Annotated in this window: 17 protein-coding genes; 5 read left to right on the top strand and 12 right to left on the bottom strand. The window is 36.0% G+C overall.

Translation table 11 applies throughout. The features are described 5' to 3' along the window. From ilvD to ilvG, 4 genes are all read right to left on the bottom strand, one after another. Nucleotides 1-1,851, bottom strand: a complete 1,851-nt coding sequence (gene ilvD, locus ACGH4F_RS07720) for a dihydroxy-acid dehydratase (protein ID WP_411590710.1) — start codon at nucleotides 1,849-1,851, stop codon at nucleotides 1-3. Nucleotides 1,852-1,988: 137 nt separating this feature from the next. Next, a complete protein-coding gene (locus tag ACGH4F_RS07715; protein WP_411590708.1) occupies nucleotides 1,989-2,918 on the bottom strand; it encodes a branched-chain amino acid transaminase in 930 nt (309 codons plus the stop codon). A 167-nt stretch (nucleotides 2,919-3,085) separates the two neighbouring features. Next, nucleotides 3,086-3,319: an acetolactate synthase 2 small subunit gene (ilvM, locus tag ACGH4F_RS07710; RefSeq protein WP_220215391.1), complete on the bottom strand. Its 234-nt coding sequence runs from the start codon at nucleotides 3,317-3,319 to the stop codon at nucleotides 3,086-3,088. 3 nt (nucleotides 3,320-3,322) lie between these two features. Beyond that, entirely contained in the window at nucleotides 3,323-4,999 is a 1,677-nt protein-coding gene (gene ilvG, locus ACGH4F_RS07705) for an acetolactate synthase 2 catalytic subunit (protein WP_411590706.1), read from the bottom strand. Nucleotides 5,000-5,471: 472 nt separating this feature from the next. On the opposite strand from ilvG, the gene ACGH4F_RS07700 reads away from it, so the two are divergent. The 4 genes from ACGH4F_RS07700 (at nucleotide 5,472) to ACGH4F_RS07685 (ending at nucleotide 8,659) form a co-directional block, all read left to right on the top strand. Then, nucleotides 5,472-5,924 (top strand): hypothetical protein, encoded by a 453-nt coding sequence (locus ACGH4F_RS07700; RefSeq protein WP_411590705.1) that lies wholly within the window; start codon nucleotides 5,472-5,474, stop codon nucleotides 5,922-5,924. Between the two features lie 405 nt (nucleotides 5,925-6,329). Then, the gene (locus ACGH4F_RS07695) at nucleotides 6,330-7,217 is read left to right on the top strand and encodes an SDR family oxidoreductase (RefSeq protein ID WP_267351044.1); all 888 of its coding nucleotides are present in this window, start codon (nucleotides 6,330-6,332) and stop codon (nucleotides 7,215-7,217) included. 139 nt (nucleotides 7,218-7,356) lie between these two features. Next, nucleotides 7,357-7,887, top strand: a complete 531-nt coding sequence (locus ACGH4F_RS07690) for a hypothetical protein (protein WP_267351045.1) — start codon at nucleotides 7,357-7,359, stop codon at nucleotides 7,885-7,887. 373 nt (nucleotides 7,888-8,260) lie between these two features. Continuing rightward, nucleotides 8,261-8,659, top strand: coding sequence for a hypothetical protein (locus ACGH4F_RS07685; RefSeq protein WP_267351047.1), 399 nt, complete (start codon nucleotides 8,261-8,263; stop codon nucleotides 8,657-8,659). A gap of 97 nt (nucleotides 8,660-8,756) precedes the next feature. On the opposite strand, the gene ACGH4F_RS07680 is transcribed toward ACGH4F_RS07685, so the two are convergent. From ACGH4F_RS07680 to ACGH4F_RS07655, 6 genes are all read right to left on the bottom strand, one after another. Then, nucleotides 8,757-9,998: an MFS transporter gene (locus ACGH4F_RS07680; RefSeq protein ID WP_411590703.1), complete on the bottom strand. Its 1,242-nt coding sequence runs from the start codon at nucleotides 9,996-9,998 to the stop codon at nucleotides 8,757-8,759. A 350-nt stretch (nucleotides 9,999-10,348) separates the two neighbouring features. Continuing rightward, nucleotides 10,349-11,458: a cupin domain-containing protein gene (locus ACGH4F_RS07675; RefSeq protein WP_267351050.1), complete on the bottom strand. Its 1,110-nt coding sequence runs from the start codon at nucleotides 11,456-11,458 to the stop codon at nucleotides 10,349-10,351. Then, nucleotides 11,451-12,233 carry a YchF/TatD family DNA exonuclease gene (locus tag ACGH4F_RS07670; protein WP_267351052.1) on the bottom strand — a complete coding sequence of 261 codons (783 nt, stop codon included), beginning with the start codon at nucleotides 12,231-12,233 and terminating at the stop codon, nucleotides 11,451-11,453. Before ACGH4F_RS07670 ends, ACGH4F_RS07675 begins: the two co-directional genes overlap by 8 nt. Before the next feature lie 12 nt (nucleotides 12,234-12,245). Then, a complete protein-coding gene (lapB, locus tag ACGH4F_RS07665; protein WP_267351054.1) occupies nucleotides 12,246-13,424 on the bottom strand; it encodes a lipopolysaccharide assembly protein LapB in 1,179 nt (392 codons plus the stop codon). A 12-nt stretch (nucleotides 13,425-13,436) separates the two neighbouring features. After that, nucleotides 13,437-13,742, bottom strand: coding sequence for a LapA family protein (locus ACGH4F_RS07660; RefSeq protein ID WP_267351055.1), 306 nt, complete (start codon nucleotides 13,740-13,742; stop codon nucleotides 13,437-13,439). 127 nt (nucleotides 13,743-13,869) lie between these two features. Continuing rightward, entirely contained in the window at nucleotides 13,870-14,595 is a 726-nt protein-coding gene (locus ACGH4F_RS07655; RefSeq protein ID WP_411590700.1) for a phosphatase PAP2 family protein, read from the bottom strand. Nucleotides 14,596-14,697: 102 nt separating this feature from the next. On the opposite strand from ACGH4F_RS07655, the gene ribA reads away from it, so the two are divergent. After that, on the top strand, nucleotides 14,698-15,303 hold the full coding sequence (gene ribA, locus ACGH4F_RS07650) for a GTP cyclohydrolase II (protein ID WP_411590698.1): 606 nt from the start codon (nucleotides 14,698-14,700) through the stop codon (nucleotides 15,301-15,303). Between the two features lie 208 nt (nucleotides 15,304-15,511). Here the strand turns inward: ribA and ACGH4F_RS07645 are convergent, their stop codons facing one another. Together ACGH4F_RS07645 and luxS are read right to left on the bottom strand one after the other, a co-directional pair. Beyond that, on the bottom strand, nucleotides 15,512-15,700 hold the full coding sequence (locus tag ACGH4F_RS07645) for a 2-hydroxymuconate tautomerase (RefSeq protein WP_267351059.1): 189 nt from the start codon (nucleotides 15,698-15,700) through the stop codon (nucleotides 15,512-15,514). 9 nt (nucleotides 15,701-15,709) lie between these two features. Further along, nucleotides 15,710-16,225: an S-ribosylhomocysteine lyase gene (gene luxS, locus ACGH4F_RS07640; RefSeq protein ID WP_267351060.1), complete on the bottom strand. Its 516-nt coding sequence runs from the start codon at nucleotides 16,223-16,225 to the stop codon at nucleotides 15,710-15,712. Between the last annotated feature and the right edge of the window lie 55 nt (nucleotides 16,226-16,280).

Below are 16,280 nucleotides of genomic sequence, written 5' to 3'. Positions count from 1 at the left end.
TTAGCCACCTAGTTTACTTTTATCGCGGACTGCACCTTTATCAGCACTGGTCGCTAAACTTGCGTAAGCTTTTAGGGCAAACGACACATAGCGGTCACGATTATGAGGGGTAAATGCTTTGTCGCCACGAGTAAGCTCTGCCACCCGACGACGTTCTAGTTCATCTTCAGGCACATCTAAAACTAATTTTCGATTAGGAATGTCAATATCGATAATATCGCCATCACGTACCAGACCAATTACGCCACCGTTAGCCGCTTCTGGTGAAATATGTCCAATGGATAAGCCTGATGATCCGCCTGAAAATCTACCGTCAGTAATGAGTGCACAAGCTTTACCAAGTCCCATTGATTTTAAATAGCTGGTAGGGTAGAGCATTTCTTGCATTCCAGGTCCACCTTTTGGACCTTCATAGATGATCACAACGACATCGCCTTCAACTATTTTTCCACCTAAAATAGCATCAACTGCATCTTCTTGGCTTTCAAATACTTTTGCAGGCCCTCTAAAAACAAGATTTTCAGCGGCAACACTGGCTGTTTTTACGATAGCACCATCTTGGGCAACATTACCATAGAGTGTGGCAAGTCCGCCGTCTTGGCTATAAGCATGCGCTTTGTCACGAATACAACCATTTTCCCGATCGTCATCCAGTGTGTCCCAATAACAATCTTGTGAAAATGCTTTCGTTGTACGAATGCCAGCCGGCCCACTGCGATACATTTTTTTTACTTCTTCATCTTGGGTTTGCGTAATGTCATATTGTGCAAAGGTTTCTTGTAATGATAATCCAAGCACATTGTGAACATTGCGATTTAGTAGTCCTGCTTTGTCAAGTTCTGACATGATGGATACGACACCGCCCGCCCTGTGTACATCTTCCATGTGGTATTTTGCTGTACTTGGCGCAACTTTACACAGATGCGGTACTTGACGAGATAATCGATCGATATCTGACATCGTAAAATCAATTTCGCCTTCTTGCGCTGTTGCAAGCAAGTGTAAAACGGTATTGGTCGAGCCTCCCATCGCAATATCGAGTGACATGGCATTTTCATAGGCTGCTTTGGTGGCGATGGCTCTTGGTAGATAAGATTCATCATCATGTTCGTAATAACGTTTGGTAATTTCAACTATGCGTTTGGCCGCTTTTAAAAAGAGTTGTTCACGTTGCTTGTGAGTGGCAATGAGTGATCCATTACCGGGTAACGAAAGCCCTAAAGCTTCGGTTAAGCAGTTCATTGAATTCGCTGTAAACATGCCTGAACATGAGCCACACGTCGGACAGGCTGATTCTTCAATCGCTTTACTGTCTGCGTCACTGACATTGGGGTTGGCGCTTTGAATCATGGCATCAACAAGATCAAGTTTGATGATTTGATCTGAAAGCTTGGTTTTTCCAGCTTCCATAGGGCCACCAGACACAAAAACCGTTGGGATATTTAAACGGAGTGATGCCATTAACATACCGGGGGTGATTTTGTCACAGTTGGAGATGCAGATCATCGCATCAGCACAGTGCGCATTGACCATGTATTCTACAGAATCGGCAATAAGTTCACGTGAAGGTAACGAATAAAGCATACCACCATGCCCCATTGCAATACCGTCATCTACTGCAATGGTATTAAACTCTTTAGCAATACCACCTGATTCTTCAATCTGTTTAGCCACTAGTTGTCCTATGTCTTTAAGGTGGACGTGTCCCGGTACAAACTGAGTAAATGAGTTTACGACGGCGATAATAGGTTTACCAAAATCTTCATTTTTTACGCCAGTAGCACGCCATAAAGCGCGCGCTCCTGCCATGTTTCTGCCTTCAACGGAGGTAGCTGATCGATATCTAGGCATTTGTTGCTCCCAAGTTCTTATTATACTTGCGACCGATTTAATCGGTTTATCATTTTGATGAGTCCATCATGTTTTGATGTGCATCGCATTACAAAAAGTATTTATCCGCCGTATTAGTTAGCGGATTTTTTGAGATATTATTTAATAATATCTAACCAACCATATTTATCTTCTGTTTTACCGTTAAATAACCCGAAGAATGTTTGTTGGATCTGTTTAGTGATTGGGCCACAACGTCCAATACCGACTTGAATGCGGTCAATGCTTCGTACAGGTGTAATTTCGGCAGCGGTACCGGTCATAAAGACTTCGTCAGCTAAATAGAGTGATTCGCGCGATAAAATTTGTTCACGGACTTCGATACCCAAATCACGAGCAAGCGTTAATACGGCATCACGAGTGATACCAGGAAGTGCAGAGCAAGATAATACTGGGGTGAATAGTACACCGTCTTTAATGATAAATAGATTTTCACCCGCACCTTCTGAAAGATGACCATGTACATCTAAGGCAATCCCTTCTTGGAAACCATTAGCACGAGCTTCTGAGCCAATTAATAATGATGATAAGTAGTTGCCCCCAGCTTTTGCTGCTGCCGGAATGGTATTGGATGCGACACGATTCCATGAAGAAACCATCGCATCAATTCCTTGATCTAACGCATCTTCACCTAAATAGGCACCCCAAGGGAAAGCGGCAATCATGACATCAGTTTGATAACCAGCAGGGGGATTAACGCCCATACCGACATCACCAATAAATACAAGAGGACGAATATAGGCACTTTCTAAGTTATTTTTCTTGATAGTTTGACGCGTTGCTTCCATGATTTCTTCAATCGTGTAAGGAACAGGAAAACGGTATATTTTGGCTGAATTTAGCAATCGTTGTGCATGTTCTTTATGACGGAAAATAGCAGGGCCTTGATGAGTTTTATAACAACGAACACCTTCAAAAACTGATGTACCATAATGTAAAGCATGAGACATGACATGAATTTTAGCATCTGCCCATGGAACCATTTCACCATTGAACCAAATATAATCCGATTTTGCTGTAGAACTCATTTTTATTTCCTCTTAAATTTTACTTTTGTTTAGCATAGATATAGCTCGGTGCTTTCAACAATAAACGGTCAAGCATTATACTATACTATCGATTTTGTTTAACTGCTAAAGTGTATACTTTTATAAATTTAACTTATTATTTCATCATGATTTATTATTGAAAATAACTATATTTCAATCGATATCACGTCTACCAATTTGTCGATCTGATTAAGTAGTGCTGAAATAGGGCGCTTTGTTGTTAATGCTAAAGATAATGATAGAATCTGATCATCTTTAGTCTGCATTTGCATCTGTTTAATGTGACCACCACGGTGGCGTATAACCCGTAAGATACGCTCAAGTGTTCCTAATTTATCATAAGCGGTGATAGTAAATTGATGCTGATCTTTATTACTCATCCTTTACTCCTTACTGTTGTTATCTAACATATTTTCATTGGCAGCACCAGGTGGAACAAGAGGCCACACGTTTTCAAGCTCATCGATACACACATGTAATAAATAGGCTCCTGTTGAATTTAATAGCGTATCGATGGCGCGTTGAATTTCTGATTTTTGGGTAATTTTTTGTCCGTCGATATCGAAGGCTTTAGCCAGCATTAAAAAATCAGGATTGTCAGATAAATTAGTTTCGCTGTATCTTTGATTGAAAAAGAGTTCTTGCCATTGTCTAACCATGCCTAAACGTTGATTATCAATTAATACAATCTTAATCGGTAATTTTTTGCGTTTAATTGTGGTTAGTTCTTGAACATTCATCATAAAAGAGCCATCGCCAGAAATGCAAATCACACAATCATTTGGTCTTGCTAGTTGTGCTCCAATGGCTGCTGGTAAACCAAACCCCATTGTGCCAAGTCCACTAGAAGTAATAAAGTTTTGTGGGTGGTTAAATTGCATGTGCTGAGCTGTCCACATTTGATGTTGACCAACATCGGTAGTGACAATTGTGGTAGCTGTTTTTTGTTCTGAAAGGCTTTTTAGTAACGCTGGGGCATAGATAGGTTCACCCGGATGATCATAACGAGTTGGATACGCTTTTCGTAATTGGTCTATTCTTTTGTGCCAATCTTCTATCGATACGGTTTGGTGAATTAAAGGTAAGACTTGTTTGATATCGCCTTGTAACCCTAAATGCGTTTGCTTTAATTTATTAATTTCAGCCTGATCGATATCAATATGAATGACTTTAGCATGGCGAGCAAATTCATTCAGGTTTCCGGTAACACGGTCATCAAATCGTACCCCTAACGCAATTAATAGATCACACTCTTGCACGGCTAAGTTCGCTGCTTTAGATCCATGCATGCCAATTAATCCTAAATAATAGGGATTATTGATATCAGCAGCCCCTAATCCTTTTAAGGTTGAAACGCTCGGAATTTGAGTCATTTCCATAAATTGTCTTAATTCTGATATCGCGCCAGAAAGCCCAACTCCACCACCAATATAAAGCATGGGTTTTTTGGCATCTTGAATCATCGCTTTAGTTAATTTTATATCATCAGAAGAGATAACAAAGGATTTTGATTTGTTGAGATAACTTTGAGAAGTGTGGTTGGTTAAATATTGTTGGTAATCTAAGTCGGCAAGCTGGATATCCTTCGGAACGTCAATCAATATTGGTCCCGGTCTGCCTGAGTTGGCTAAGGTAAATGCCTCCTCGAATATATTGGGTAAGTCATGCGCATTATCAATTAAATAACTGTGTTTAGTACACGCCAATGACAAACCTAATACATCAACTTCTTGAAAGGCATCGGTACCGATTAAGTTATTAGGTACTTGCCCCGTTATTGCAACGATTGGAACTGAATCAATCAACGCATCTGCAAGTCCCGTGATAATATTGGTTGCTCCCGGCCCCGATGTGGCAATACATACCCCTGTTTTGCCTGTCGCCCTTGCGTAACCTATAGCAGCCATTGCTGCACCTTGTTCATGACGACATAACACGTGTTCAATACCGCCATCATAAAGGGCATCATACAGAGGCATAATTTGTCCACCAGGATACCCAAATACGGTGGTAACGCCTTTTTCTTTTAAGGTTTTTACTATCCACTGTGTTCCTAACATTTATTCCTCGCTCTTTTTTTCAGGTATTTGCATTGCTCATAAAAAAACCCCCGCTTTTTGGGGCGGGGGTTTTGGGTTAACTATGAAGCTTTTTTAACTCAAAGAACGCCCCCGCGCTGGAATAATGACCACGCTGACAAGAATGTTGATGAGGACGATAATAAGTGAAAAATTCATACGTTTTATTTAAATTTTTTTGCTTCTTTGAGTAAGTATTCATAACAAAATACTCGTTTTAGAAAAAAATTCAACTGTTTTTTTGGGTTTTTTTAGAGTCTTGCTTTTGCGATTGCAAGAAGTTTTAAAATAATAAAGATTGATATCTAAAAAGATTTGATTATGACACGAGTTTTTAATTGGCATTTTTCAAAGATTAGTGTATAAATGTTAATCATTAATCGTTTTTATCTGCTTATTTATCCTGTTTAATATCAAAAATACACGTTTAAAATAAAAAAAAGGCGAAATATGTATGAACATATTAAAGATAATAGTGTTAATAAGTTTTGGTTTTGTGTTACTTAATTGTGATAATGCTAAGACTGCGTCAAATCATTCCTCTGCTGACAGTTCAACAAAACCTAATAATGATTTACTTGCTTCTCAAAATTTAGAAATTAATGCGGTTAAAAACGAGTTACCGATTGAAATTGATGAATTGACAACGCTATTTGATGTTTTTGCTGACAATAATATTATCCATTATAAATACCGCGTAAAAAATACACCAAAACAGGCACTATTATTGACGTCGACGCTTGATACTTTACGCAGTAATTTACTTGATGATTATTGCCAAAATGTGCCACAAATGAAAGAACTGAAAAATGTGTTTCCAAATGGCGCCCACTATCATTACTTCATCGATAATGAAGAGATCATTATTGTTGAACTTAATCCGGATGATTGTCAGACAGATAAATGATCGTTTATTGATAATTTATCCTTTTAATCAAACAATCATAGGTCATTAAGTTTTGCAATATTGAGATTAATTTGTTGTGTGCTGGCTTAATAAACGTTTATTTGTTAAACTGAGATCGTTTATCAAATTTTATGAATTTTCTTCTTGTTGATTGATAAATTGTATTCTCGCCCCGTTACTTATGGACAGCCACAGTTAATATTATGTTTGAATTCAGTTCGTCACAGATTAATGATTTTTAAAAATAATATCTAAGTTTTTTATCTCTATTCATCTTATTTATCAATATTGTTAATTGATTCGTTTCTACTTTTTTTAAGTTATACGGTTTTGTCATTGTTAATTGATTTTGTTTAAGTTATTTATCGTTTATGAACATGTATGTGTTTAACTTAGGAGAAAATTATGAGTAAACAAACCTGTAATCCAACGACCAAATATTATCATGAAAAATTTCCAAAACAAAAACAGAAAGCGCCCGGTTTGCAATGTGAGATGAATCCGATTCCTGACTGTGGTGAAAAAAGCTATAAAGGTCATCAACGTTTAGAAGGTCTTAAAATGTTGGTCACAGGTGGCGATTCGGGTATTGGTCGTGCAGCGGCAATCGCGTATGCCAAAGAAGGGGCAGATGTAGCGATCAATTATCATCCTGATGAGCAAAAAGATGCTGAAGATGTGGCAAAAGTTATTGAAGCTGCCGGACGTAAAGCCGTATTGATACCCGGCGATTTAAGTGATGAAGCGTTTTGTAAAAAAATGGTCGATGAAGCTCATCATAAACTTGGTGGGTTAGATAATCTAACATTGGTTGCAGGTAAACAAACTGCGGTTGCTGATATTATGGATCTTACTACAGAGCAAATTCGCAAAACGTTCGAAATTAATGTCTTTTCGCTATTTTGGGTAACTAAAGCGGCATTAGGTTATTTAAAACCAGGATCGACAATTATTACTACTTCATCTGTTCAAGCCTTCCAACCAGGCCCAACATTATTAGATTATGCTTCAACTAAATCGGCAATTATCGCTTTTACAAAAGCATTAGCTAAGCAATTAGCCAGTAAAGGTATTCGTGCTAATAGTGTTGCACCCGGTCCGGTTTGGACGCCGTTACAAGTTTGTGGCGGACAACTCAGCGATGCAATTCCTGAATTTGGTAAAGAAACACCACTTAAAAGAGCAGGTCAACCGGTTGAACTTGCAGGGGTTTATGTACATTTAGCTTCAGAAGAGTCAAGTTACACCACTGCAGAAACTTATGGTGTAACGGGTGGTGAGCATACTAATTAATCTTATGTTTATATCGTGATAAAAGAGCTGCTCAGGCTCTTTTATTACAAAAAATTTTTAAGCTAGACATCTTAAATCACGTTCTATTATGCATTGTTCATAATAGTGTTAAAACTTAACTTAGAATAAAGGCAAAAAAATGAAATTTTTTAAAGTAATCACGCTTGCATTATTAGGTGTTTTTTTAGTTAACTGTGATAATTCTAAATCGACTGTTGATGATATTAAACAGAAAGTACAGCAAACAGGTGCAGATATCAGCGATAAAACACAAGATTATTTTGAACAAGCAAAAGCAGAAAGTAACGATATATTGAATAAGTTAAAAGAGGGTAACTATAATCTTGCACAAGATGCGGTGATTAAAAATATTAAACAAACATTACCAATGAATATTGATCAGAATACTTCGCTGGTGGATGTATCCAAAGAAAACAACACGATTAATTATAAATATGATGTCAAAGGTGTGACGCCAGATGATTTAAAAGTTGAGAATACTCAAAAGACATTATTAAATAATTTACTCACCGATTATTGTAGTACAGATTTAATGAAGAAAGCATTAAGACTTGCTTTCCCTGAAGGTGCTACACATAATTACTATATCAATAATAGTAACGCATTAACACTTAATCTCAAACCAAGTGATTGTGATGGTAAATTGTAGAGTATCGATTAAGGTGAAAAGGGCTATTAATAGCCCTTTTTTTATTTTGTTTATTGAGAAAGATGTGAATCTAAATATCATTTTAAAAAATGAAGATTATCAACTCAAAATGATGTATTTATGTTAGTTAATTAAATGATGATTTTCTAATGATAGAAGATAACGATCAGGTTATTACCTAAAGTTTAATTAACACAGTGTATTGATATTGACGCTTACTATTAAAATAAGAATATATTTTATGTTGTAAAATTTTAACCATATAAATTAAAATCCTCATTCAAATTATATAGGGACTTTTTATTTTTTTATTAATTGTTTTATTTAAAATGGAAAAAACAAAATAATATTAATTTTACTTATGGGTAATAGCATGAAATATAAAAAAATATCTGCATTATTGGTATGGAGTTTGGCGCTATTTGGTTGTGATAGTGGGAGCTATAAAGAAAAAAATCAACGTATCGTTATTGATTCAATGAAAAAACAACTTCCTATTGTTTATGATGAGAATTTTACGTTAGTGGATGTTTTAAAGGACAACGATCAGTTTATATATAAATACGAAATAAAAAATATTGAAGAAGTAGAATTAACCTCACCAGAGTTTGAACAATCATCTCGCACAGAGATTCTTGAGCTTTATTGTTCTGATAACAAAGGTATTGCTCATTTTAAAGAAATATTCATGGATGGTATTCGATATGATTATTACTTGAATAATAAAAAAATGTTATCCATTAACGTCAAATCAACAGATTGTACAAAATAATTGTCATTGCATTGAACTATTCACTTTTGTGTACCACATGATTTTTTTGCTATCTTGGGCGGTATTATTACAGGGTTAAGCCCTGTAATAATAAAAATTATTCTAACGTTTTTCCTTTTGTTTCTGGAATTAAAAACATAAATGCAGCAGCGGATAATAGATAAGCCGCAGATAATAGCGCTAGTGCGTAGCTTATTGAATAAACTGTCGCTAAATAAGCAATTAAGACTTGTGATACGCCAGCAATTCCTCGTCCAACATTAAAGATAATGTTTTCAGCACTTGAACGAGCGTCTGTCGGATAATGTTCGGCCAGTAATGCCCCATAACCCCCCATCATGCCGTTGACGAAAAAGCCAATGACTGAACCAAATAAAATCAAAACGATCATATCGGTTTGTTGAAAGTAAAACCAGATAGATAACGCTGAAACTAATAGAAAGACAATATAAGAAGGACGGCGTCCAAATTTGTCACATAGCCAACCAAAAATTAAGATACCTAATGACATACCAATTGTGGTGGATATCGTCCAAAATAGCGTATTTTTGAATGATAAACCACGTTCGGTTGCGATCATGGTTGGCATCCAAGTCATGATGCCATAAAAACCAAAGTTTTGTACGGCACAAGCAATGGTTAAACCAACCGTGGTTGCTGATGTTTTGACATTTTTAAATAGTTTACCTAATGCAATTTTATTTTTGTTTTGATCTTTTAATGATTGCCAAATTTCAGGCTCTTTCAATCCTTTACGTGTCCAGGCAACAAACAAAGCAGGAAGTACTCCGACAGCAAAAGCCCAACGCCAACCGTGTGCTTCTCCTACAAAATTTACCGTTAAGGTTGCCAGTATAATGCCTAACTGAAATCCTAACGCAACAATCGATGTCGCTCTTGAACGTTTATGCTTTGGCCATGTTTCTGACACCAACGTCATGCCAATGCCAAATTCTCCACCTAGTCCAAGACCACTTAAAAAACGGAAAACTAAAAAGCTTTCATAATTTGGTGAAATAGCACACAGCCCGGTAAATACAGAAAATATGATAATTGTCCATGAAAAGACTTTAACACGACCATATTTGTCTGCTAAGGTTCCAAAAAGAATTCCGCCCAGTACAGCACCTAATAATGTTACTGAAGTTAATGTTCCTAAATCGGTTTTGGTTAGATTAAAAGTTGCTTGAATTAGGGTAAAACAGACCCCTAAAATCATCATATCCAAACCATCTAATGCATAGCCGACTGTAGAGGCAAAAAGCGTTCTTTTTTGATAAGCTGTGGTGGATCCAGTTTCACTTTCAGCTTGTTTAATTGGGTCTATCGCAGTTTTCATATTTACCTCTAATGATTGTGAATAGTGAGTTACTTATTTAAACTTTACCTTTTAAAATAGGTTGTAGGCTAATTCAATAAGGTCGTTTAAAAGCGGTGCAAAGTATATACTTAAAAACTTTAAAAATCCAAGCTAAAAGCCTTTACAATTGGTTATTTGCTAGAAAATAATCATTTCTTGTAAGTAACTTTATATATAAAAATATTAAAGGATGCATCAACTAGTGATAATTTTATTTTGTGTAAAGAATCGTGACAGGGTATAGATGATTTATTAAGTGAATCTTAGTTTCTAAATTTAATTGATTGATAGCTAATTTCCGCTGAGTGTTCCTCAGCGGATAATCTTGATTAGTCTTCGATAAAATACCAATAGCCTTTATTGACTAAATCCAAAATGACCTTTAAAGTCGATTCATCTTCTAGCTGTTCATAATAAAGCTCTTCTTCTTGGCATAAAAGATCAATAACCGGCATCGGCAAATGGATTTTTTCACCATGAATATAGCCATAATCACCTACTTTTAGAATTCGTATGCTCGGAACTCGGCACAGATTATTAGTTTTTAAAAGCGATACAAATTCATCAAATTGATATGGTGGCTCGACAGGAACAATATTTAATTCATGCATTGGAATAGTAATGTGTTTACCAAACCAATCGTTAAAGAGTTTAGGTGTTCTAACCAGTTCAATTATCTGGTTTTGTAATTTTTCTAATTCATAGGATTGTATTCGATAGGAATCTTTAGGTAATGTTAAGTTGGGATCTTGATAAAATATGCCATTGGGTAGGTTATCGATAACATAATCGGCAAAGCCACTTAATAGTTCTTGAGACGTTTGGGTTCTAAAACCGACTGAATAACTAAGCGATTCACCGATTGAGACACCATTATGTGGAAAGCCTATCGGTATATACAGAATATCGCCTGCTGTAATTTCTTCGTCAATGATGGGTTGATAACTTTCAACATGTAGCAATGCTTTGTGAGCACTAAATTGTTTGTAGTGTTCGTTTCGGTCGCCAACTTGCCAACGTCGGCATCCCTTGCCTTGTATGATAAATACATCATAATTGTCAATGTGAGGCCCCACGCCTGCTTTATCTGTTGCGTAAGAAATCATCAGATCTTCAAATTGCCATTGAGGCAAGCATTTAAAAGGGGCAACTAAGGTGGCTGCTTGTTCATGCCAGTGGTCAACTGCTTGTACCAGCAAACTCCAATGGTTTTCACCTAAATGGCTAAAGTCGATAAAAGGACCAAATTGGGCATCCCATTTCCCATTTTTGTTGGTAACTATTCGGCTATCAATCTCTTCTTCCATCGCTAAACCTGCAAGTTCTTCAGGCGTGATAGGATCAACAAAGTGTTTAAAAGCATCACGTAAAATAACTGGCTTTTTTTGCCAATAATTCGTTAAAAAATCATCCCAATCTATGGTTAACTTATTACTCATGTAACGCCCCTTGTAAATTAAATAATTGACAAAAGTTATTCGTTGTTTGTCGTGCTATTTCGTCTATAGAAACACCTTTCAATACTGCCAAATAGTCAGCAACTTCACGAACATAAGCTGGCTGGTTTTCCTTGCCTCGATAGGGAACAGGTGCTAAATAAGGTGAATCGGTTTCAACTAAAATACGATCCATGGGGACATATTTGGCAACTTCACGTAATGATTCAGCATTTTTGAAGGTGATAATGCCCGAAAAAGAGATATAAAAACCGATATCTAGCAATTGTTTGGCCGTATCGATATCTTCGGTAAAACAGTGTAAGACCCCAGAATAAACATGCTCTTCTTTTAAGATTCTTAAGGTGTCTTGGCGTGCATTGCGTGTATGAACAATGATAGGTTTATTGAGTTTACGACCTAACCGAATATGTTCTTTAAAGTTTGCTTGTTGTTGTTCAAGATTATCTTGTTGATAGTAATAATCAAGCCCAGTTTCGCCCAGCGCAATTACATTATCTTGGCTTGCCAATGTTTCAAAGCGATCGGCATCATAGCTTTCTTCTTCTAAATTAAGAGGATGAATACCGCATGAAAATGAGCACTGTTTAGTATAGGGTTTTAAAAAATCTCTCATCGATTCATAGCCTGAAAGTGTGGTTGCTACACTTAAGCAGTGTTTAACATCGTGACGTATTGCGTCTTGCAATACTTCATCAATCGATTTGTTGCTAAAATCTAAGCTATCTAAATGGCAGTGAGAATCAATTAAATACATATAAAGCTCTTATTAATTATCTGAATGTTGTTCAAAATCACGAACAGGTTTTATGGTTGACCAAGAACGACAAGCAGGACATAGCCAGTAAATGGAATTGACCGTAAACCCGCATTTAATACAGCGATAATTAGGGACGGTTTTAATCTGTTCGCCAACCATTTTACGTAAAAGTGAAAGACTTTCTTTTGCTCGACCTTCTTCGGCATCGGCTACGTGGTAATTCATCAATCGATAAAACCCTTTTAAATTAGGGTGTTTGAGTAATTCCCGATACATGTAGTTTTGGGCAGCATCAAGTCCGCTTTGTTTTTCGACTATATCGGCAAGCATTAATTCAGCAACATTGCCACTATCTTGATCAACGCATAATTGTAGAAATTGTTTAAACTGTTCGGGTTGATTTAATTCTAAATAACATGTTTTTAATAAAGGTAATGCCTCACCGATAAAGGCTTTATCTTGCGTTAAAATTTGTTTGAATGATTCAATGGCTTGTTCTTTCTTGTTTTGTATCATTAATACCCGACCCAGCATGAGCGAGGTACGCGCACATTTAGCATCAGCGGCAGCTGATTTTTGTAACAGGTTATAAGCTTTTTCCATATCATCAGCAGACATAGCAATAGCGGCTAACTCGCAATAAAATTGTGCAATATCTGTCTTGTATTTAATGTTACCTAATCTGACTAATTTGGTGGCAGCATTAATCGCATTGATCCATTCACTGGTTGATTGATAAATGATAATCAATTGTTGTAATGCATATTGTTGAAAATCATCTTCATCAATTAACTGTAAGAACATTTCTTCGGCACGATCATAAAAACCGGCAACCATATAATCTCGCCCTAGTTGCTGTATTGCCAATAGGCGTTGTTCGAACGTCAATGCTGAACTTTCCATTAAAGATTGATGAATGCGTATGGCTCTATCAACTTCACCACGTGAACGGAATAAGTTTCCTAAAGTTAAATGAGCCTCAAGGGTGCTGTCATCTTCTTTTAACATATCTAAAAACAAATCAACAGCTTTATCTTTTTGATTTGATAAAAGAAAGTTTAAGCCATCAACATATTCGCGCGATAGCCGGTTGGATTGGTTTAAGTATTTTTGTTTTGCATTTCTGTCACCCATATACCAACCGTAAGCGGCTGCGATAGGAAGTAACAGAAATAACAGTTCAAACATAATCGTCTATTCTTAATTAATTTTTGTTAATGTTGCTTTTTGATTTATTGCGATATCTTCATCATACTTTTTTTGTAATTTGTTTAGTTTGCGTTTAGTTGATGAGTGTTGTAATTTCGATTTTAAAAAGAAGTAACCCGTGACAAACCAACCTACCAGAAAACCACTGCCAAATAAAATTGCCAGCAGAACAGATAAGCGTAATTCTGATTTAGCAACTAAATAATTAAATGTCACCACTTGATCATTGGCTGCACCTAAAGCAATAGACAATGCAAAAATAGCAATAATCAATATAATCGATAAAATTAATTTCATAATGTTGACCTTTCTTCTTTTTAATACTTTTTATTCTTTATTGTTATCCATTTATCGGTTAAACAACCTGTTACCGATTTATCTAAAGGCATTAAATCGTTTAGTAACGCAAAAACTGGGTAAATGATTACGTTACTATATGCCATTTTTTAGCATAAAAATAGCAGATTAATGCAATACCCCAACCAATGATGACGGATAATATTAAATCTATAGGAGTATGCATACCTAGTAATAATCGACTTATTTCTATTAATACCGTCCATATCACAATCAACGATATAAAGATATAATTACGCCTGAAGTTAAGTAGCACAATGGCTAAAAAAGCAAATGTTGCTGCAAATAGTGTATGACCAGAGGGAAAAGAATACCCTGTTTCATTTTGCCAGTGTTTGGATAACCAATTCGGTATTGTAGATGAATTGATTAATGATTCTTTGATAAAAGCAGCTCTTTCTGGCTTGGTTAATGAATAAAAATATTGGTCAGTTGTATTATGTTCTTTTGTTATCCATAAGACGAAAGGTCTTGATTCTGCTGTTTGTGATTTTATGATAGATTTTATCACTTGTCCGCTGAGGACAGCACTCACGAGAACCAACCATACTAATACAATCTTTTTTAACATTTTATCTGTTTTGCTGACTAGCAAAGCACAAAATAAAATGAAATAAAATATTGATGTTATTATTGCCCATGGGTAACTTGCTGTTTCAGTAACCCAAAAAAAATATTCTGATTTATCGTTCAATGTGTCTGGTAGCCAATGCCAATTTATGACTATAATAAACAATGGTACGACTAAAAAAATAGCCAATGCAGCTATTGTTTTTTTTATAACTAACCCCATTTAAAAACTCAACTAAACATATTGTGCTGTCTATTTTATCATAAATGTGGTTTATTTTTAATAGATTCTCGTTTATGTTATTCATTTAATACGGAGATAATAATGCAATTAAAACATGTCGCAGAAGCGAAACTACCAACACCATGGGGTTGTTTCACTATGGTAGGTTTTGAAGAAATTGCAACTGGCAAGGATCACGTCGCATTAGTTTTTGGTGACATTTCAAAGGTAACATCTGTTTTAACCAGAGTGCATTCGGAGTGTTTAACGGGTGATGCGTTATTTAGTTTACGGTGTGATTGTGGTTTTCAATTAGAAGCAGCTTTAAAACAAATTGCAAAAGAAGGTCAAGGCATTTTAATCTATCATCGGCAAGAAGGGCGTAATATCGGTTTATTAAATAAAATTAGAGCTTATGCCCTGCAAGACCAAGGGCTTGATACGGTGGAAGCGAATGAGCAGTTAGGATTTGCTGCTGATGAGCGTGATTTTAAACTTTGTGCTGATATGCTGACACTGCTTGGTGTATCACAAATTCGTTTACTAACTAATAATCCTGAAAAGATAAGAGTGTTAGAACAAGCTGGAATTCAAGTTACAGAAAGAGTTCCTTTGGAAGTAGGCGAGAATCCAAATAACGAACACTATTTAGAAACCAAAGCTAATAAAATGGGACATTTGCTTCATCTTCATCACTGCGATCATTAAACACATTTTTACATTATTGATAATTGGTAGGATGTGGCATGAAAAATGGTCAACACTAGTTAAAGCAAAAATAATTGATATATTTAAACCTCAAAAAATTAGTGATGATTTTTTGAGGTTTTTTTAGATTTGCGTACTATTTTGTTATGCAATAGATGTCGAGTATAGAGCTGGATTAATCATTATTAATAACAGAATTAAAAAAGTATTATTCCTTATCAATTCTTAGCTCACCGCCATTTGCTAGCTGATCTTTGGATAATTCGTGCATAATAATTTGTACTGCTTCAGGCTTACAATTAAGCGTTTGAACAATCGCTTCCGTTACACGTTTCGCCATTTCTCGTTTTTGTTCAATAGTACGACCTTCTAAAAAATCGATGACAACATTTGGCATAAAAAACTCCTAGTGACCCATTTTGGCAAGTTGAGCGTCGGTTAATGCGATATCTTGATTATGACAAATACCGATACCTGAGTGAATTATTTTTTCAGCAATAGCCTTGGCTTCATCCAATGAATGCATCTTGTATGTGCCACATTGGTATTCGTTTAATTCGGGTATTTGGTTTTGTGATGTTACACTGAGGACATCATGCATGGATTTGAGCCAAGCATCAACAACGAGCGATTCATCAGGTTGACCGATTAAGCTCATGTAAAATCCTGTGCGGCATCCCATAGGCGAGATATCAATAATTTCAATAGTATCACTGTTTAGATGATCGCGCATAAACCCTGCAAATAGATGTTCTAAAGTATGGATCCCTTTTTCGGGTAGTAGTGCTTTATTTGGAATAGTAAAACGAAGATCAAACACAGTGATATTATCACCTTTAGGGGTTACCATCGTTTTTGCAACGCGGACAAAAGGGGCTTTCATTTTAGTATGATCTACTTTAAAACTATCTAATAATGGCATAAATTTCTCCTTGGTGTTGAGTTGCCAGTTATAGTCTTTATAACTGGACAAGTCC

This window comes from Gilliamella sp. CG35, assembly GCF_046635745.1.
In the GTDB taxonomy this organism is placed as follows: domain Bacteria; phylum Pseudomonadota; class Gammaproteobacteria; order Enterobacterales; family Orbaceae; genus Gilliamella; species Gilliamella apicola_I.
The sequence above is the reverse complement of the archived record's forward strand: the minus strand, read 5'-3'. Positions and strand labels throughout refer to the sequence as shown.